Origin of the sequence: Janthinobacterium sp. FT14W, assembly GCF_009208755.1 — a bacterium.
Lineage (GTDB): Bacteria > Pseudomonadota > Gammaproteobacteria > Burkholderiales > Burkholderiaceae_D > Janthinobacterium > Janthinobacterium violaceinigrum.
This window is the reverse complement of record NZ_WFLL01000028.1, coordinates 47,527-65,361: the sequence shown is the minus strand read 5'-3', so window position 1 is coordinate 65,361 and position 17,835 is coordinate 47,527. Positions and strand designations below refer to the sequence as shown.

Genomic DNA, 17,835 nt, shown 5'->3' with positions numbered 1-17,835 from the left:
TATCGTTACTTTAGTGGAAGAGAAGATTTTTACGTTTTCCATCAAAACTTGCGTCCCACCCCCAGCAAAATCACGTCCGCATCGCGGTGATAATCGGTCACGACCCGGTTCCACGCCACTTGCGCCACCCAGCGGCGGTCGACGTGGTAGCGGGCGGCGGCCGACAGCAAGCCTGTCAGGCGCGTGCTGTGGCCCTGGGTGTCGCGCCCGTCCCACGCCAGGTAGGGGCCGCCGCCCATGCCGAATTCCACCTTTTCATTGAGCGAGCGGACCAGCCACAGTTGGGCGGCCACGCCGCGCCGGTGCGCCAGGTCGGTATTGCCTTCATCGAGGGCGGTGACCGTCCAGTCCACGTATTTTCCCGCCGCGCGCCGGTACTCCAGCGTGAATGGGCGCGAGGACTCGGAGCGCAAGCTGTTGACGATGGTGTGGCCCGTCGACAAGGTCAAGGTGTCGTCGTGCGCCCAGTTCTGCAAGTGCAGCTTGGCGCCCGGCACGCCGTCGTAGCGGTAGCCGGCGCCGATCAGCAGGTGCGTGGTGTTGTCCTTGCCATCGGGCTTGATGCGGTTGAGCTGCGCTTGCGCATACCAGCGGCTGGCGAACTGCCAGCGCGCCTGCAGGCTGACGATGGAGCCCCAGCCGTGATCATTGTCGAAGTTATGCAGGCCGTCGTCGGTCCTGGCCGTGTCGAAGAAGAAGTAGCGGCCCGCGCCGGCGCCCAGCATCAGGCCTTGCTCCACTTTTTGCGTGCGCAGCCAGAACTGGCCCGCCATGCCGTCGCGGTGATGGTCTTCCGGATGGCCTTCGTTGATGTAGGACAGGCTGGCGGCGGTGTAGTCGCCCACGGGCTGCGTGTAGCTGACGGCGGCGACAAAGGTGCGCTCATTGGTCGAGCTCACTTTCAGGGCGCCGGCCATGCCGGACAAGTCCTGTGCCTGGGTGGACAGGGGAAGCGAGGCGGCCAGCAGGGCCAGGGCGGAAAGGCGTATGCGCATGGAGTGTCAGGTAGTGGGATGCACCGTGAAGGCTGGCTGGGCGGCATGCGATCGTGCAAGTATCTTCCGCATTTACTACATTAGTAGAATGTTCCAGTCAGAACTAAATGCGCTAGTGTATAAGAAAGTGAGAATGTGTGAGGCGCGCCAGGCGCCGCTGCATTTCTTGCCGGAACCGGATCGGTGGGGGGAGGGGAGGGCGCCGGCGCGAGAATGGCCGGCGCGAAACTGCTGGACTTGCGGTGTTGCGGCTTCTATTGCTGGCTCAGCACGACTTTGTCGGCAAAGTATTCCGTCTCGCCGAAGCATTGCGTGGGCACGCCCTTGTGCTGGCTGTAGGTGACGAGGATGCGCTTGCCGGCAGCGGCCGACAATTGCTTTGCCACTTCTTCATCGCGCACGCTGAACTGGAATTTTTCCGGGATGGTGCCCGGCAATGCCGTCAGCAGCAGCTCGCCCTCCCATGTCTTGCAGATCCAGCCCCGCTTGGAGAACTTCTGCAGGTAGCCCGCCCGTTCGCCTTCCGAGTACGAGAAGCTGAGGGCCATCCACGTGTAGGCGGCCAGCAGCAGGAAGCCGGCCACGAGGAAGATGACGAAGGCAAAGGTGACTTTTTTGGTCGTAGGGGTCATGGTAGGGTTGTCTAGGTGAAAAAGTGGGGGGCATTAAAAATGTTCAGGGCAAGGCGCATTGCCGAAGGCAGTACGATTAGTACGCCTAGGCAATGCAACGCCGCCATGGACTTTTCCAAGCGCTCCCTTAGTCCTTGCGGCCGGCTTTCCAGTTCAGGCCAAAGCTGTAGCGCTCGTCCATGGCCTGGTGCGCCGTGATTTTACCTTGGCCGCCGAAGTATTCCACCAATTTTGTCACTTGCAGGTTGCCGCCGTGGTTTTCCAGCATGGCGATCGCGCACATGGCGTGCTGGCTGTCGCTGTCGAGGCGCACTTCCACGGTCGGCTGGCCGGGAATCTCGATCGTCACGACGCCATCCGTGGCGGCCCAGTTCGGCACGCCTTCGTAGATGAAGGCGTACACGAGCACGCGCTTGATCTGGTCGAAATGGCTGCCGTTGATGAAGATGTTTTCGCCGCTGCTGACGCTGCCCGTGCGGTCGTCGCCTTCCAGGTGGATGTAGGGCGGGCGGTCATACGCGCCCCAGCTGTTGCCCAGCGCCTGCACGGCGCTCTTGGCGCCATTGCTCATCTCGAACAGGCAGCCGATGTCGAGGTCGATGCCGCCCGCGCGGCCGGCCGGCTTGTTGAACAGCTTGCCGAGGAAGCCCGTGTCCAGTTTCGAGGCGGGCGCCTGGCCTTGCGATGCGTTCTGGTTCCAGTTCAGGTTGACGCGGATGCGGCCATAGCCGCCGCTGTCGCGCTTGTCGAGCGAGATCTTGTCGCCGCGCTTTTCCAGGCGGATTTTCGACAGCGAGATCTTGTTCGCCGGCGGTGGCGCCGCTGGCGTAGCGACGGGCACCGGCGCTGGCGCCGGGGACGATGCTCCCGCCTCGCTGCCGCCGAAGTGCTTCAGCAGCGCCGCCAGGCCGCCCGCGAAACCCTGGCCCACGGCGCCGAAGCGCCAGCTGCCGTCGCGGCGATACAGTTCGCCGATGATGACGGCTTTCTCGTCCTGGAAGTCGGTGCCCGTGAAGGCGAACGTGGCCGCCTGGCCCAGCGCCATGCTGGAGTTGCCCAGCGCGCGCATGCTGCCCTGTTCCGTCGCCGCCGTAAACACCAGCTTGTCGATGCTGGCGGGCAGGCGGGAAAGGTCCACCTGGAACACGGAACGGGGGCCATTCAGCTCCACCGTGACGGCGTTGTCCGGCGCGCTTTTCTGGTTGTAGAACACCATGTAGCGGTCGTCCGACAGCTTGCCGGCCGCATCGACGCCGAAGCAGCTGACGTCCACTTCCATCGAGCCGGAAGCGATATCGAGAGTGACGGCAAACGGACCGTTCAAGCCCAGGTCCGCCAGTTTGCCTTTTTGTCCGCGTGTGAAATTGGTCATGGTCGTGCAATCCCTTCGTCGCTTGAGAGTTGAGTCAATGAGGTTGTCGGCAGGTGCGCCGGCGCCGCGTCGGCCGCATGGCGGATGCCGAACAGGCGCGCCTGTTCGATGATGCGCAGCGCCCAGCTGCTGTGCGTGGCCACTTCGCACATCGATTCCTGCATGCGGAACACGGCCGGGCTGTCCGGGTCGATGATGCGCAGCGCCAGTTCGATGTCCGACTGCGCCACCTGGTAGTGGCGCTCGATCTGCGGCACCTGGTCCGGGTGGATGGCCGTCTTGGCGATCATGCCGTGCGCCATGTCCTGCGCCACTTCCGCATCGAGCCAGCTGCCCTGCGACAGGTGCTCGAAGACGGGCGCCGTCAGCTGGAAGCCGTGCGGCTTGAAGATGGTGACGAGGCGGCCGATGACCTGGCCCAGCGGCGTCGAATAGATGGTGCCGCTGGTGGGGCGGCGCAATCCCAGCAGGGCCAGCAGATCGTTGCCGCCGATGCGCAGGGCCAGGATGCGGCGCCGCACCTCCGGCGCCGACAGGACGAGGCGGAACTGCTTCATTTCCTCGTCGTCGAACACTTCCGCCGTTTCCAGGGTCGGCATCAGCAGGTGATGCGTGTGGCGCACCAGGTCGAAATACGCGGCGAAGTTATGGCGCGTGGATTTCGGCAGCACGAAGCCGCTCAGTTTGTCGGCGCCGGGCATGCCCAGCACGCGCGCCAGCACGTCGAGATTGCGCACGCGCACGAAGCGCAAGGTGTCCGATGCGGCGCCCATGTTTTGCAGCGCCAGCGACAGGTTGAACAGCGCGTAGCTGAGATCGCGCTCGGCGATGGCGTCTTCGGTGCAAAGTATGACCGAGCGCAAATGGCTGAATTTGTCGCCGTTGGCAATCGCCAGCAAGTCCTTGTGCGTGGTCGGTACGTACATGGAGGCACCCAGCGCCGCCTTGTGTTCGCTTTGCGGATGTAGGGAGTTGTTATCCATCGACTGCGCTCCTGATGAGGGCGACCGCCTGGTAGGGCAGCGCCGGTTCTACTGTGACGGGTATGGCTTTTTCCTGCGCCAGAAGCAGCAAATGTGCCACGTCCGGGGCATTCGTGTCGCGCACGATCAGGCGTTCGGGCACGCGGCGCAGCAGCACGCGCGTCGCTTCGCCGATGCCTGGCTTGATCAGGTTGATGTCGCTGATGCCGTACTGCTGCTGCGCTGCGGCCATGTAGGCTTGCGAGCGGGCCGCCATGGCGGGCGCATCGCTCGCTTCGGCCAGCGGGATGCCGCTGCTGGCGGCAATCGCCACGGCGTCGGCCACCAGGCCGTCGGCAAAGGCGCGCGACTGGTCGTGCGCTTCGAACTGCGCGTAATACACGCAGCCGTGGAAGTCGCCGGGGGCGATGGCTTCATTCAACACCGAGCGGCTGACCAGGCCCGAGACGGTGGCATTCAGGATGCTCGACGGGATCAGGTAGTCGCCCGACGACGCGGCGCAGGCGGCCGTGCCGGCCAGGTCGGACAGCACGAACAGGCCGCCGTCGATGGCCGTGCCGTGCGCAGCATTGAAGTCGTTCACCGCCTGGCGCAGCTCGCGCGAAATCACGCCCTTGCCCGTCCAGCCGTCGACGAAGACGATGGATTCAGCGCCATGGCCGTGCGCCAGGATGTGCCGCAGGGCGTTGGCGTCGATGCCGCGGTCGCGGATGATGGAGACGGAATAGTGGCTGCACTCGCGCTGGAAGACCTGGCGCAGCAAATGGCCGAGGATCACGCCCACGGGCGTGCCCGCGCGCGCCAGCGACACCAGGGTGATGGGGCCCGTGCGGCGCGCCGCGATCAGGGCCGCCAGGCGCAGGCAGTCGCGCGCCATCTGCAGGCGGTTGGCCGCAAACGCGCTCTGGAACAGGGCCAGGTAGGCGGGCGAGGGCAAGGATTCGGGCGACAGCATTTCGCTGTAGTGGCGCTGGCCCGACTGGATCAAGCGCTCCTTTTCTGCCAGGTCGAGGATGGGCTCGAGCGCCATCGGCGTGAGCAGAAAATGGACGTCTTCCTGGCGGTAGCTGCCGCTGAAATGCTGCGTGGCTTCGCTCATAGCGCCGCCACCGTGAGGGCTGCCAGCTGGGTGCCATTGGGGATGATGGCGTAGTCGCAGGCGGCCATGAAGCGGGCGTCCGAACGGCTGTCGCCCATGCCGAAGCTGACGATGGGGCCGTGTTCGGCTTCCAGTTCCGCGCGCAGGTAGGCCACGGCGCGCGCCTTGTTCAGGGTCTTCGGCAGCACGGCCAGGTTGTTGCCGTTGCGGTGGATGAAGTAGTCGCTGCCTTCCGCGGCGATCCACTGCTGCAGCACCTGTTCCTCGATGTCGGCCAGGCGTTCGCCGCGCGCTTCATGGTCCTTGACGACGATGTAGAACGGCGTGTTGTAGTCCTCGATCAGGCGCGCGCGCGAAGGCATGCCCGCCTTGGCCTGGAAATCGTCGATGATGCGCATGGCGTCCCGCAGGCCGGGCAAGGCCGTCTGCATGTCGTCCTGCATCAGCGCCAGCCAGCCCGCGTCGAGGGCGCCGCCCGGCTGCAGCACGATGCCGCCGTAATCGAGCACGCTGTAGCTGGTAAACGGCAGGTCGACGCGGCGGAAGGCGTCGCCATTCCGGGCCGTGGCGGGTATCAGGGTCATGCCGCTTTGCGCGAATTCAAAGAAGGCGCGCTGGCGCGCCGTCGTAAACGAGCAGGCGTCGCCATTCTTCAGGTAGGCGGCCGGCTGCAGCCCGGTCTCGCCCGGGCATTTTTTCGGGGTCTGGAACAGTGTGTCGTCCAGGTCAACAAACAGGAATTTCTTCAATTTTGATCTCTGACTGAAAGTGGAACAGGCGGCCGTTGAGCTGGCCGGCGAGTTGCATGAGGGCGGGGCTGGCCGGGGTTTCATGGCAGATGAAAACGTGCTGGTACTGGCCAGGCGCCACGTTGTACAGGTAATTGGCGATGCCTTCGCCGTAATTGTCGTCGCAGCTGACGATATGGCCGACGGAGCCCCATGACAGGATGGGCGAGCGCGTGGTCGATTGCACCACGACGTTCTTGCCCAGCGCTTCCAGTTCGCGCGCCAGCAAAAACGACGGGTGCATGAATTCGCCCGTGCCCAGCACCAGCACGGAGTCGCCGGCGCCGATTTCCTGCGCCAGCTGCACGGCCAGGCCTTGTGGCGGCGCCAGGGCGCGTCCCACGCCGATGCGCCCGAAGGCGGGACTGGCGCCCCGTTCCTCGTTCGCCGCGAAACGCTGGGCGCTGGCCGCCACGGGGGCCGGCGCATCGCCGGCCTGGAAGGCGTAGTGGCCGGACAAGGCCGCGCCTATGCTGGCGGGCAGGCCGAAACGCTCGCTCAAGCCCGCATTGGCAGCCTGGCCCATGAAATTGGTGATCACGCCCAGGTGCAGCTTTTCCAGCTGCGGATAGCGCGCGCGGCACACTTGCACCAGGTTGGCGAAGGTGTTGCCGGTCGACGCTTCATCGTCGATCAGCACCAGGCTGCGGGCCGTGGAAAACAGGGCGCTGGCCGCGTCCGACAAATGCAGGAACTGGCGCGGCGCGTGGCTGTGCGACTCTTCGAATTCGAAGAAGGGCACCGTGCCCACGCGGTAGCGCGAGCTGTGCAAAAACAGGGCCTTGCCGTTCGGGTTGGCGCGCAGCCACGCCTCGAACACGCCCTGGCCCAGTCCCACGGCCGTTTCCGCCATGGCGATGAAGACCACGGGGCCGGGCAGGCTGGGAGGAATCTGCGCGGCCAGGTCGTCGTGGATGGCTTCCATGGCGCGCGGCGTGACGGGCCAGTGCTTGCCCAGCACCTTGGACAGGAATAAAAAGCCCCGCTTGGCGTTGGCGCGCGCGGCAAAGCCGATCAGCCAGTCCAGCGGAAAGCGCGCCTCGTCCACCTTCAGGGTCAGTTCGCCCGTGGGCATCTGTTTCTTGACGAGGTTCATGGCAGCTCCACGGCGTACGCGGCTTCGCCCACGCGCATGCCCTCGCGGATGGCGGGCACGGTGAGCTTGTCGTAGCCCTGGTCGAAACCGGCCAGCGCCAGATAGGGCAGGTTCGGGCCTGCCGCGCAGGCCATGCCGATGCCGCCCGACATGCGCGGATTGATTTCCAGCAGGGCCAGGCCGTTCGCGCCTTCGCGGAACTGGATGTTGAACACGCCGTTCAGGCGGTAGTCGCGCGCCAGTTTGTCGCAGGCCGCCAGCAAGTCCGCGCGCAGCTCGATCAGCTGGCCGCTGCCGCCCGCATGCAGCTTCTTGCGCGGCACGGCGCACACGAGCTTGCCCTGGTCGGCGACGCAGTCGGCGCTGTATTCGTGGCCATCGAGGTATTCCATCAGCAGCAGGGTCTTGAACGATGCCATCTGCGCCAGGCCGCTGCGCAGCTCCTGCGCATTGATCTGGTAGGCGGCGCCGGCCAGCAGCAGCTGGGCGCTGGTGCGCTCTTCATCGAGCACGGCAAAGCCCAGGCCATACACGGATTCCGAAGGCTTGATGCACAGCTTGCGGTGCAGGGGGCGCAGCTCGGCGTAGGCGGCGTCGTAGTCGGCGATGGTGGTCACGGCGCGGTAGTCGGCCGGACGCGCCATGGGCAGGTCGAGGCCGTCGCAGAAACGCGCCTTGTCGTGCATCAAGGCCAGCGTGTCTTCACTGGCCACGCTGAGCACGCGCGTGCCGATGGCGGCGAAACGCGCGCTGGCGCTGCCGATCAGGCCTGCTTCCTTGCCGGGCCAGAAAATCGTGATGTGGCGGTCGCGGCAAAATTCCAGGCACCACTCCACATAATTGAGGCCGGTCAATCCCGACGGTTCGACCGCGTGTTCGTGGGCCGACAGGAACGCCGCCGCATGCGCATTCGTATTGCTGCACACGATGTGGTAGCGGGGCTGGCCGCCCGTGGCGGCGCTATCGGCCTCGCGGATCAGGCGCATGGCCGTGCCGACCGAGGAAAATGTTTTGTTGAACCAGACTCTTTGCATGTACGGGGACCGGGTAAAGAAAGGGAAAGCCGCGCGCAGGTGCGCGCGCGGGGATTCTAGCTAGCCAGACTTAACCTGGCCTTAGAAAAACGCCCGCCCAAACCTGCTGCGCGTCGTGGACGCGGCCTGCGATGCTCACTGTGCATTCGCACAGCTGCGCTTCTCGGCCACGTCCCCTTCCGCTCGCGACGGTTTTGGCGGGCGTTCGGGGATCAGCCAGCCTTGCCGGAGGCCGTCCATTTTAAGAACGCATCGCGGTTGCGCGAGCAGATGAATACCTTGCCCGAGCCGGAAAAGCGCAGCACAATGCCTTCGCCGCTGGTCACGCTGTTGACGATATTGCCGAGGAAGCCGCCGATGCCGCCGCCGCCCGAACCGCCGCCCGTGGTGACGGAAATTTCGTATTTCAGGCTATTGTCCCAGCAGACCACGTGGGAATTGTCGATCACGACATCCTTGCCCGGCTCCACGTCGAGCTGGAACATGGAGCCGAAGCCCGACACCACCACTTGTCCCGTGCCCGCCGTTTCCATGACGAAGAAGCCGCCCGATTGGGCGAATAATGCGTTGCCGATGCTTTGCGTGCGCACTTTCATTTCCGTGCCCGAAGTGGCGGCGACAAAGGCGCCGTCGTTGAGCAGGTACTGGCGCGCGCCCACGTCGACCACTTCGATGGCGCCCGGCAGGGTGGGCGAGAGCAGACAGTCGCCGCTGCCGCGCACCGCTTCGATGTGCTGCTGGAAGAACGATTCGCCGTTGGCGAAGCGGCGCATGATGGCGCTGCCCAGGCCGCCCGTCATCTTGCCCTTCAAGTCCAGCGCCGTTTCCATCATCACCATCGCATCGGATTCGCAATAGATGGTTTCGCCCTGTTTCATGCTGACGTGGAGGAAAGGATCGACGTCGCCCGTGACACTAAATACTGGCATGATAAATCTCCAAAAAAAAGCCGCCTGAACTGTGCAGGCGGCAGTGATGATATGACATTTATACAATTCACCCCGGAAAACCGTAGCCGGCACGCTCAATGAGCGGCCGGCAGGTTTAACGAGCGTGAATGTCAGGCATTGACGCCGAACGAACGGGCCAGCGGGCCCAGGCCGCCGTTGAAGCCCTGGCCGATGGCCTTGAACTTCCATTCGCCGTTGTAGCGGTAGATCTCGCCAAAGATCATCGCCGTTTCCGTCGAGCTGTCTTCGGACAGGTCGTAGCGGGCGATTTCGCGCTCGCCTTCCGCGTTCAGGCAGCGGATGAAGGCTTTCGAGATCATGCCGAAGTTCTGGCGGCGCGCGTCGGCGTCGTGGATCGTGACGGTGATGCTGATGCGGTCGATGTCGTTTGGTACGCGGGTCAGGTCGATTTCGATGCGCTCATCGTCGCCTTCGCCTTCGCCCGTCTGGTTGTCGCCCGTGTGGACGACGGAGCCGTCGGTCGACTTCAGGTTGTTGTAGAAGATAAAGTCAGAGTCGCCACGGACTTTGCCGTCGCTTTTCAGGAGAAAAGCGCTGCCGTCAAGGTCGAAGGTGGCGCCGTCGGTCGAACGAGGATCCCAGCCGAGGCCGACGATGATCTTCTTCAGGTTCGGTGCTTCCTTGCTCAGGTTGACGTTGCCGCCTTTTTGCAAACTGATTGCCATGTGGTGCTCCTTTTCAGTAATTTACTTAAACATACCTGCATGGGATGAGCGCGTAAGGCGCTCGTGCCATCACTCTCTCAATTGGGGACGATTTCCCCGATTTCAAGCTTGTGCCGCGTGCCGTTTGCGATAACGCAAGGACGACCACAGCGAAACCAGGATGAAGGCCACGCCCGACAGGCCCGTGAACCACTCCGGAATATGGTACTTGACGGAGGCCAGCATGATCAAGGCCAGGATGCCGATCGCATAATGGGCGCCGTGCTCGAGGTAGACGAATTCGTCCAGGGTGCCCTTGTGCACGAGGAAGACCGTCATCGAACGCACGAACATGGCGCCGATGGCCAGGCCCAGCATGATGATGACGACGTCGTTGGTGATGGCGAACGCGCCGATCACGCCGTCAAAGCTGAACGAGGCGTCCAGCACTTCCAGGTACAGGAAGCCGCCGATGCTGCCGCGCGCCACGGTTTTCACGAGGTCGCCATTGCCGTTTCTAGCTGGTGCCGCGCTTTCTTCCTCGTCGTCCTGCAAATCCGGTTCGCCTTCTTCCAGCAAGCCGCTGATCCAGTTCACGCCGATGTAGACGGCGATGCCGACGATGCCCGACGCCAGCACGCTGTATTTGTGTTCCGCAGGGCCCATGGCCACGCAGGCGGCCACGGCGCCCATGGTGATCAGCACGGCCAGGCTTTCGGTGCCCAGCGCATTGACTTTTTCCTCGGCCCAACCCAGCCAGTGCAATTCCTTCTCGTCGTCGAACAGGAAGTTCAGGAAGACCAGCAGCAGGAAGGCGCCGCCGAAGGCCGCCACCTGTGCGTGGTTGTCCGTCAGGTGCTTGGCATACACGTCCGGCGTCGTGGTGGCCATGGTCCACACGTCGACCAGGCCCAGGCCCGTGGCGACGGAAACGATGACCAGCGGGAACAGCAGCCGCATGCCGAAGACGGCGACGAGGATACCCACGGTGAGGAACAGTTTTTGCCAGAATTCATTCCAGTGACGCAAGACCGAGGCGTTGACCACGGCATTGTCGAACGACAGCGACACTTCCATGATGCCCAGCACGCCCGTGATCCACAGCGCCTGGATCAGTCCGGGCATGCCGCCGTGGCTGTAACCCCACCAGCCCGACACCGCCATCAGGATAAAAGTGACTAAAAAGGAAATTCTGAAATGCCGCATGAGGACCCCGTTGCAAGTATGGAAGACGTTTGATTATCCGCGCCGCTGTGTGCGCCGCACTCAATGTTGATATACGTCAATTGTTGTATATGCCATGATTTTATATTAGTTGCCGCCAGGGGCGGCGTTTTATAGGCGGGCGACAGACAGTTCTGCTGGCGTGGCCGATCTGCGATAATTGCGGCGCGCCCCTCCGGCTGCCGCAGCCCCTCACACACTTTACAGACATATAAGAAGGAATACCCCGTGGATATCGCTTACCTCGTCACGCCCCTGATCACCTGGATCCTGGTCGGACCGATCAAATTCCTGATCAACAGTGTCCGCACGCGGCAATGGGCATTTGGCCTGGTCGGCAATGGCGGCTTTCCCAGCAACCACAGCGCCGTCGTTTCCAGCATGGCCACACTGATCGCCTTGCGGGAAGGCATAGGCCATCCCGCCTTCGGCGTGGCCGTCACCCTGGCCTTCATCGTCATCATCGACGCCAACAGCCTGCGCCAGCACGTGGGCAAGCAGGCGGCGGCCATCAACCGCCTGGCCGGGGAAGCGTCCAGCCCCGCGCACAAGACCTTGCGCGAGCGCATGGGGCATACCCTGGTCGAGATCGCCGGCGGCCTGTGCACGGGCGTGGCCATCGGTTTCCTGATCAACTACGTTTTCGCCCGCTAGGCCCGCTTTTCCGGCAACGCAAAACCCCGCTTCAAGGCGGGGTTTTGCGTTTCAGGGCGTAAAAACTACGTTTCATCCATTGATTAAAGCATTACAGGAAACGGCCGATTGACATGCCCGGACGCGCTCATGGATACTTTGGCGCTTGTGGTTTTAATAAAAATAAATGCTTGCTATCGCCTGCTGCCCTATCCGGGCCGCCGGGACGGTAGCGGTACTATCTATCCGGAGAATTACCCATGTTGCGCAAAACCCTGTTTGTTCTGGCAATCGCTTCTGCCTTGACCGCTTGTGGCAAAGAGTCCAAAGATCCCGGCAAGGGCGGCAAAGGCGCCAAGGAACAGGCGGGCGCCGCCGCCAATCTGCTCGTGTCCCCGGAAGACCTGCTGACCATACAAAGCAATGCGCTGGCGTCGGGCCCCGTCATCACCGGTTCCGTGCAGCCGGAGCGCAACGCGGACTTGCGCGCGGAAGTGTCGGCCGTGGTGATCCAGGTCATGAAGGAAAACGGCGAAGCCGTCAAGCGGGGCGACGTGCTGGTGCGCCTGGATGAAACGTCCATCCGCGACAGCCTCAATTCGGCCGAGGAAGCCAGCCGCGCCGCCAGCCAGGTGCTGGAACAGTCCGAACGCATGTTCCAGCGCATGAAAACCCTGCGCGCCTCGGGCATGACCTCGACGCAGGCATTGGAAGACGCGGAAATCCGCCGCAACAATGCGCAAAGCGACCTGTCCGCCGCGAAGAGCCGCGCCGTCCAGGCGCGCCAGCAGTTGCAGCGCACCCTCGTGCGTGCGCCGTTCGACGGCATCGTGAGCGAGCGCAAGGTATCGAATGGCGATACGGCGCAAATCGGCAAGGAATTGATCAAGGTCATCGATCCAACCAGCATGCGCCTGGAAGGCCTGGTGTCGGCCGACAAGATCGGCGTCGTCAAGGTGGGCCAGCCCGTGCTGTTCCGCATCAATGGTTATCCGGGACAGGATTTTGCAGGCAAGGTGCGTCGCGTCGATCCGGCCGCCAACGCCGTCACGCGCCAGGTGGCCGTGCTGGTCGATTTCAATGACAAGGAACAACCGCGTGTGGCTGGCCTGTATGCGGAAGGGCGCATCGAGACGGACAGCATCAGCGCGCTGATGATCCCCGACTCGGCCCTGGTGAAGGCGGGTGACGTCACGTACACGTGGAAAGTCAAGGACAAGGCCCTGCACAAGGCCACCCTGCGCATCGGCACGCGCGACGTGCGCACGGGCCAGTGGGAAGTGCAAAGCGGCCTGGCCAGCGGCGACACCGTGCTGCGCACGCCGGGCTCGACCTTCAAGGATGGGCAGAAAGTGGAGTTGACGGCCGCCAAGGCCGTGCCGGCAGCCGCCGTGGCCAGCAGCAGCTCCGCCGTTGCCGGTAAAGGAAACTAAGCCATGTTCCTTTCCGATTTCAGTATCAAGCGGCCCACCGCCACCATCGTCCTGATCCTGGCAATGATGTGCGTCGGCTTGCTGGCGCTCAAGAAATTGCGCGTCAACCAGAATCCGGACGTCGAAGTGCCGTTCATCGTCGTCAGCATTCCTTACCCTGGCGCATCGCCCGATACGGTCGAGCGCGAAGTGGTGAACCGTCTGGAAAAGTCGCTGCAAAGCATTTCCGGCGTGACCGAGGTCAACAGCGACTCGAATGAAGGCGCCGCCAGCATCTTCCTGAAGTTCTCGTTCAATACCAACCTGATCGAGGCGTCCGACAATATCCGCAATGCGATTGCCGCCGTGCGCTACAAGTTGCCGACGGAAATGCGCGAGCCTATCCTGCAGCGCATCGACCCGGCTGCCGAACCGATCATGCAGCTGGCGCTGTCGTCGAATACGCAAAGCCATGCGGAAATTTCGCGCCTGGCCGAAGACGTGCTGTCCGACCGCTTCCGCACCGTCGACGGCGTGGCGCTGGTCAACGTGGGCGGTTCGCTCAAGCGCGAGCTGTCCGTGCTGCTGCGGGCGGAAAAGCTGCGTGAATATAACGTTTCCGTCAGCGACGTCGTCACCGCCCTGCGCAACCAGAACACGAATGCACCGGTCGGCAAGGTGCGCGGCACCCTGGACGAGAAAAGCATCCGCCTGGTGGGCCGCATCGAGTCGCCTAGCGATTTCGAGAAAGTGGTGATCAAGCGCCGCGGCGAGGAAATCGTGCGCCTGGCGCAAGTGGCCACCATCGAGGATGGCTTTGCCGAAGTCAACAGCTTGAGCATGCGCAGCGGCAAGCCCAACGTGGGCATTTCGATCACCCGCGTGCGCGACGCCTCGACCGTCAGCGTGGCCAACAAGATCCGCGACATGGTGGCGGAGATCAACAAGACCTTGCCGAAAGGCACGATCCTGCAAGTGACGCGCGACGGCGGCGAAAACGCCCAGCATAGCCTGAACAATGTGATCGAATCGCTGGTGCTGGGCGCCGTGCTGACGATTTTCGTCGTCTACGCCTTCCTCAACTCGTGGCGGTCGACCCTGATCACGGCGCTGAGCCTGCCCACATCCGTGATTGCCGCCTTCATCGCCGTGTGGCTGTGCGGCTTTACCCTGAACTTCATGACCTTGCTGGGCCTGTCGCTGGCCATTGGCGTGCTGATCGATGATGCCATCGTGGTGCGCGAAAACATCGTGCGCCACATGCAGATGGGCAAGGACCGCCGCACGGCCGCGCTGGAAGGCACGGCCGAGATCGGCATGGCCGTGGCCGCCACCACCTTCTCCATCATCGCCGTCTTCATTCCCGTCGCTTTCATGCCGGGCATCTCCGGCGAATGGTTCCGCCCGTTCGCCTTGACGGTGACGTGCTCGGTGCTGGTCAGCCTGGGCATCTCGTTTACGCTCGATCCCATGCTGTCGGCCTACTGGGGCGACCCGGTCGAGGAACACTCGGCGCCGAAAAAAGGCATCGGCCGCGTACTGGAAAAATTCAACCACTGGTTCGACCACCAGGCCGACCGCTATGGCCGCGTGATCGCCTGGGCCCTGCATCACCGCCGCTGGATGGCCGTGATCGCCTTCGGCAGCCTGGTGGGCGCCATCGTCCTGCACGCCACGCATGGCGGCACGAGTTTCTTGCCGGCATCCGATTCGGGCAATCTGATGATCAATGTGCGCACGCCATCGTCGAGCAGCATCGAGTATTCGCGCTTGAAACTGGAAGCGGCGGCCGTGCTGGCGCGTACCTTGCCTGAAACCAAGGATACCAACAGCTCCATCAATGCGGGCGGCGGCCGGGTGTATGTCGATATCGGCAAGCGCAACACCCGCAAGCGGTCGGCCAAGGAAATCGCCGTCGAGCTGCGCGAGAAGATGTCGCGCCTGGTGGGGGCCGAATACGTGGTGCAGGATGACTTGAGCAACGGTTCGCAAAAACCGATCCAGGTGGAATTCACGGGTCCCGACTCGCGCAAGCTGATGGAAATCACGAATGCCTACATGGACAAGCTGCGCACCATTCCCGGCGCCGTCGACGTGGGACTGTCCGAGCAGGACCCGAAAAACGAGCTGCAGATTGAGCTCAACCGTGGCCTGGCCAACTCGATGGGCATTTCCGTCAATGATGCGGCGCAATCGCTGCGCGTGGCGTTTGCCGGCGTGGAAGTGGGCGACTGGGTCGATCCGACGGGCGAGACGCGCGACGTGGCCGTGCGCCTGCATCCCGATGACCGCGTGGCGTCGGAAAACATCGAGCGCCTGCCGATCAGCGTGACGGGCACGTCGCAGATGGTGCCGCTGGACCAGATCGCCACCATTACCATGGGCAAGGGCCCGTCCGGCATCGAGCACAAGAATGGCAAGCGCACGATTACCGTGTCGGCCAATGCACAGGGCCGTTCGAATGGCGAAGTGACGAGCGACGCCATGAAACTGGCCAACTCCATCGACTTCCCGCCCGGCTACGGCCTGGCGCTCGGCGGCGCCGGCCAGGACCAGCAGGAGCTGTTCACGGAAATGCTGATCGCGCTGGTCATGGGTATCGGCCTGATGTATTTGATCCTCGTGATGCAGTTTGGTTCCTTCACCGCACCGGTGGCCGTGATGATGTCCTTGCCGCTCAGTCTGATCGGCGTGGTGGTGGCGCTGGTGATCACGAACAACACCCTCAACCTGATGAGCTTTATCGGCATCATCATGCTGATGGGCCTGGTCGCCAAGAACGCCATCCTGCTGCTGGACGCGGCGCGCAAGCGCGAGGAAGAGGGACATGGCCGCGAGGATGCGCTGATGTATGCGGGCCGCATGCGTCTGCGCCCCATCCTGATGACGACGTTTGCGCTGATCGCCGGCATGTTCCCCGTGGCGCTGGGCCTGGGCGAGGGCGGCGAGTTCTACCGTCCACTGGCGATCGCCATCATCGGCGGCACCATCACCTCGACGATTCTGACCCTGCTGGTCGTGCCGACCTTCTATGACAGCATCGAGATCGCCCGCGATGGCGCCTTGGCCAAGTTCCACCGCCGCGCCGAACGCATGCCCGTGGCCGTGGCCATGATATTGACCTTGCTCGAGTGCGTGCTGACCTTGCTGCTGGTGCGCTTCGTCTACCGCATGCTGAAAAAGGCCGTGCTGTTCCTGATGGGGCGCCGCGAGCCGAAGGCGGCATCGATCAGCCTGCAAAAGTAAGTCAGGCAGCCTCGGCTGCGTAATCCTTGTGCCAGGTCAAAGAGCCTTCTTCGGAAGGCTCTTTTTACGTCAGGTGCTCTACAATCGTAGAACGGGTGGGCGCAGTCGCCAGCCTGTGCAGAAATATTTTCGGGATATTTTTCAACAGCGATGTGGCACTGCAACGTATCGGACAAGAACCATGCCCTCCAGCATCCGGCAGCCCAGTTTCGGCATCCTCATGGCCTGCCTGCTGGCTGCTTGCACCGCCGGACCGGATTTCCAGCGTCCCCTTGCCCCTGGCGGTGGCGACAGCTACACGCCAGCGCCCTTGCCGGCGCAAACCGCGGCGGCGCCCGGTCCCGCTGGCCAGGCGCAGCGCTTCGTGCCCGGCCAGGATATTCCCGCGCAATGGTGGTCGCTGTTTCAATCGCCGGCGCTGGACCAGCTGGTGCGCGATGCCCTCGCGCGCAGCCCCGGCCTGGCATCGGCCCAGGCGGCCTTGCGCCAGGCCGATGAAAACTACCGGGCCCTGTCCGGCAGCCTGCTGTATCCCGAAGTGGGCGCCCAGCTGGGCGTCACCCGCGAAAAGAACAGCCGCCTGGAAGGGACGGGCGGCGTGCTCAATTTGTACAATGCCTCGGTGAATGTGTCGTATGCCCTGGATGTGTTCGGTGGCAACAAGCGTCAGCTGGAGGGCTTGCAAGCCCTTGTCGATTATCGGCAATACCAGCTGGAAGCCGTGTACCTGGCCCTGATGGGCAACCTGGTGACGACGGCCATACGCGACGCGTCCCTGCGCGGGCAATTGCAAGCCACCGGCGAAATACTCGATGCGCAGCAGAAACAGCTGGACGTGATCGAACAGCAATTCCGTTTCGGTGCCATCCCCCGCGCCACGGTACTGCTCCAGCGCAATACGGTGGCGCAGACGCGGGCCAGCGTGCCGCCGCTGGAAAAAGCCCTGGCCCTGACGCGCCACCAGCTGTCCGTGTATGCGGGCAGGCTGCCCAGTGAACCCGGCATGCCTGAATTCGACCTGGCGTCGCTGCGCCTGCCGCAGGACTTGCCCGTCTCGCTGCCGTCGGCCCTGGTGCGCCAGCGTCCCGACATCCGCGCCAGCGAAGCGTTGCTGCAGCAGGCCAGTGCGCAGATCGGCGTCGCCACGGCTGCCATGTACCCTCAAATCACCTTGACGGGCAAGGTCGGCGCGCTGGCCACCAGCGTTCCCGCGCTGCTGCACGCAAGTTCTGCCGTGTGGGGCGTGGCGGCCGGGCTGGCCCAGCCCCTGTTCAACGGCGGCGCGCTGCGTGCCAGGCGGCGTGCCGCCATCGCCGCCTACGAGGGCGCGGCGGCCGATTACCGCGCCACCGTGCTGGGCGCCTTCCAGAATGTGGCGGACAGCCTGCGGGCCCTCGAGGCCGATGCCGCCGCCTTGCAGCAGCAAGCCGAGGTAACGGCGCTGGCCAGCGAATCGCTGGCGCTGAGTACGCAGCAATTCAAGCTGGGCGCCATCAGCTACCTGACTTTGCTCGATGCCCAGCGCACCTACCAGCAGGCCAGGGTGGGCCTGGTACAGGCGCAGGCGGCCCGGCATGCGGACAGTGCCGCGCTGTTCCAGGCGCTGGGCGGCGGCTGGTGGAACCGCCCCGCGCTGGCGGCCGTTTCCACGGCAACAAGTTTGCCGGTAGCGGCAGGCACGGACTGACGGGTTTGCAATGCAGGGC

The 17,835-nt window shown here is 63.7% G+C and carries 15 protein-coding genes; 4 read left to right on the top strand and 11 right to left on the bottom strand.

All coding sequences use genetic code 11. The features are described from left to right. Positions 1-41: 41 nt before the first annotated feature. The 11 genes from GCN74_RS18605 to GCN74_RS18555 form a co-directional block, all read right to left on the bottom strand. Complete coding sequence (locus GCN74_RS18605; protein WP_152258048.1) at positions 42-995, bottom strand: hypothetical protein; 954 nt, start codon at positions 993-995, stop codon at positions 42-44. A 254-nt stretch (positions 996-1,249) separates the two neighbouring features. Next, positions 1,250-1,627: a hypothetical protein gene (locus tag GCN74_RS18600; RefSeq protein ID WP_152258047.1), complete on the bottom strand. Its 378-nt coding sequence runs from the start codon at positions 1,625-1,627 to the stop codon at positions 1,250-1,252. Positions 1,628-1,754: 127 nt separating this feature from the next. Then, positions 1,755-2,999, bottom strand: a complete 1,245-nt coding sequence (locus GCN74_RS18595) for a TerD family protein (RefSeq protein WP_152258046.1) — start codon at positions 2,997-2,999, stop codon at positions 1,755-1,757. Beyond that, positions 2,996-3,982, bottom strand: a complete 987-nt coding sequence (locus GCN74_RS18590; protein ID WP_152258045.1) for an HpcH/HpaI aldolase/citrate lyase family protein — start codon at positions 3,980-3,982, stop codon at positions 2,996-2,998. The genes GCN74_RS18595 and GCN74_RS18590 overlap by 4 nt, the downstream gene beginning before the upstream one ends. Next, positions 3,975-5,081, bottom strand: coding sequence for a cysteine protease StiP family protein (locus GCN74_RS18585; protein WP_152258044.1), 1,107 nt, complete (start codon positions 5,079-5,081; stop codon positions 3,975-3,977). The genes GCN74_RS18590 and GCN74_RS18585 overlap by 8 nt, the downstream gene beginning before the upstream one ends. After that, positions 5,078-5,830: an HAD family hydrolase gene (locus tag GCN74_RS18580; protein ID WP_152258043.1), complete on the bottom strand. Its 753-nt coding sequence runs from the start codon at positions 5,828-5,830 to the stop codon at positions 5,078-5,080. Before GCN74_RS18580 ends, GCN74_RS18585 begins: the two co-directional genes overlap by 4 nt. Beyond that, positions 5,808-6,965 carry a phosphoribosyltransferase domain-containing protein gene (locus GCN74_RS18575; protein ID WP_152258042.1) on the bottom strand — a complete coding sequence of 386 codons (1,158 nt, stop codon included), beginning with the start codon at positions 6,963-6,965 and terminating at the stop codon, positions 5,808-5,810. Before GCN74_RS18575 ends, GCN74_RS18580 begins: the two co-directional genes overlap by 23 nt. Continuing rightward, the gene (locus GCN74_RS18570; protein ID WP_152258041.1) at positions 6,962-7,999 is read right to left on the bottom strand and encodes an ATP-grasp domain-containing protein; all 1,038 of its coding nucleotides are present in this window, start codon (positions 7,997-7,999) and stop codon (positions 6,962-6,964) included. The genes GCN74_RS18575 and GCN74_RS18570 overlap by 4 nt, the downstream gene beginning before the upstream one ends. Positions 8,000-8,211: 212 nt before the next feature. After that, positions 8,212-8,928 (bottom strand): TIGR00266 family protein, encoded by a 717-nt coding sequence (locus tag GCN74_RS18565; protein WP_070224704.1) that lies wholly within the window; start codon positions 8,926-8,928, stop codon positions 8,212-8,214. A gap of 131 nt (positions 8,929-9,059) precedes the next feature. Next, positions 9,060-9,635 carry a TerD family protein gene (locus GCN74_RS18560; protein WP_152258040.1) on the bottom strand — a complete coding sequence of 192 codons (576 nt, stop codon included), beginning with the start codon at positions 9,633-9,635 and terminating at the stop codon, positions 9,060-9,062. Between the two features lie 102 nt (positions 9,636-9,737). After that, on the bottom strand, positions 9,738-10,820 hold the full coding sequence (locus GCN74_RS18555) for a DUF475 domain-containing protein (RefSeq protein WP_152258039.1): 1,083 nt from the start codon (positions 10,818-10,820) through the stop codon (positions 9,738-9,740). Between the two features lie 246 nt (positions 10,821-11,066). Here GCN74_RS18555 and GCN74_RS18550 point away from each other — a divergent pair, with 246 nt between their 5' ends. The 4 genes from GCN74_RS18550 to GCN74_RS18535 all read left to right on the top strand — a co-directional run bounded on the left by GCN74_RS18550 (position 11,067) and on the right by GCN74_RS18535 (position 17,816). Then, positions 11,067-11,492 carry a divergent PAP2 family protein gene (locus tag GCN74_RS18550; protein WP_152258038.1) on the top strand — a complete coding sequence of 142 codons (426 nt, stop codon included), beginning with the start codon at positions 11,067-11,069 and terminating at the stop codon, positions 11,490-11,492. A 239-nt stretch (positions 11,493-11,731) separates the two neighbouring features. Further along, a complete protein-coding gene (locus tag GCN74_RS18545) occupies positions 11,732-12,904 on the top strand; it encodes an efflux RND transporter periplasmic adaptor subunit (RefSeq protein WP_152258037.1) in 1,173 nt (390 codons plus the stop codon). 3 nt (positions 12,905-12,907) lie between these two features. Further along, positions 12,908-16,129, top strand: a complete 3,222-nt coding sequence (locus GCN74_RS18540; RefSeq protein ID WP_152258036.1) for an efflux RND transporter permease subunit — start codon at positions 12,908-12,910, stop codon at positions 16,127-16,129. Positions 16,130-16,310: 181 nt separating this feature from the next. Further along, positions 16,311-17,816, top strand: a complete 1,506-nt coding sequence (locus GCN74_RS18535) for an efflux transporter outer membrane subunit (protein WP_152258035.1) — start codon at positions 16,311-16,313, stop codon at positions 17,814-17,816. The last annotated feature ends 19 nt before the right edge of the window (positions 17,817-17,835 follow it).

What these genes read in the sequence shown, in the direction of transcription:
- GCN74_RS18605 (WP_152258048.1), bottom strand. Translation starts at nt 995, where the DNA reads ATGCGCATACGCCTTTCCGCCCTGGCCCTGCTGGCCGCCTCGCTTCCC.
- GCN74_RS18600 (WP_152258047.1), bottom strand. Translation starts at nt 1,627, where the DNA reads ATGACCCCTACGACCAAAAAAGTCACCTTTGCCTTCGTCATCTTCCTC.
- GCN74_RS18595 (WP_152258046.1), bottom strand. Translation starts at nt 2,999, where the DNA reads ATGACCAATTTCACACGCGGACAAAAAGGCAAACTGGCGGACCTGGGC.
- GCN74_RS18590 (WP_152258045.1), bottom strand. Translation starts at nt 3,982, where the DNA reads ATGGATAACAACTCCCTACATCCGCAAAGCGAACACAAGGCGGCGCTG.
- GCN74_RS18585 (WP_152258044.1), bottom strand. Translation starts at nt 5,081, where the DNA reads ATGAGCGAAGCCACGCAGCATTTCAGCGGCAGCTACCGCCAGGAAGAC.
- GCN74_RS18575 (WP_152258042.1), bottom strand. Translation starts at nt 6,965, where the DNA reads ATGAACCTCGTCAAGAAACAGATGCCCACGGGCGAACTGACCCTGAAG.
- GCN74_RS18570 (WP_152258041.1), bottom strand. Translation starts at nt 7,999, where the DNA reads ATGCAAAGAGTCTGGTTCAACAAAACATTTTCCTCGGTCGGCACGGCC.
- GCN74_RS18565 (WP_070224704.1), bottom strand. Translation starts at nt 8,928, where the DNA reads ATGCCAGTATTTAGTGTCACGGGCGACGTCGATCCTTTCCTCCACGTC.
- GCN74_RS18560 (WP_152258040.1), bottom strand. Translation starts at nt 9,635, where the DNA reads ATGGCAATCAGTTTGCAAAAAGGCGGCAACGTCAACCTGAGCAAGGAA.
- GCN74_RS18555 (WP_152258039.1), bottom strand. Translation starts at nt 10,820, where the DNA reads ATGCGGCATTTCAGAATTTCCTTTTTAGTCACTTTTATCCTGATGGCG.
- GCN74_RS18545 (WP_152258037.1), top strand. Translation starts at nt 11,732, where the DNA reads ATGTTGCGCAAAACCCTGTTTGTTCTGGCAATCGCTTCTGCCTTGACC.
- GCN74_RS18540 (WP_152258036.1), top strand. Translation starts at nt 12,908, where the DNA reads ATGTTCCTTTCCGATTTCAGTATCAAGCGGCCCACCGCCACCATCGTC.
- GCN74_RS18535 (WP_152258035.1), top strand. Translation starts at nt 16,311, where the DNA reads ATGCCCTCCAGCATCCGGCAGCCCAGTTTCGGCATCCTCATGGCCTGC.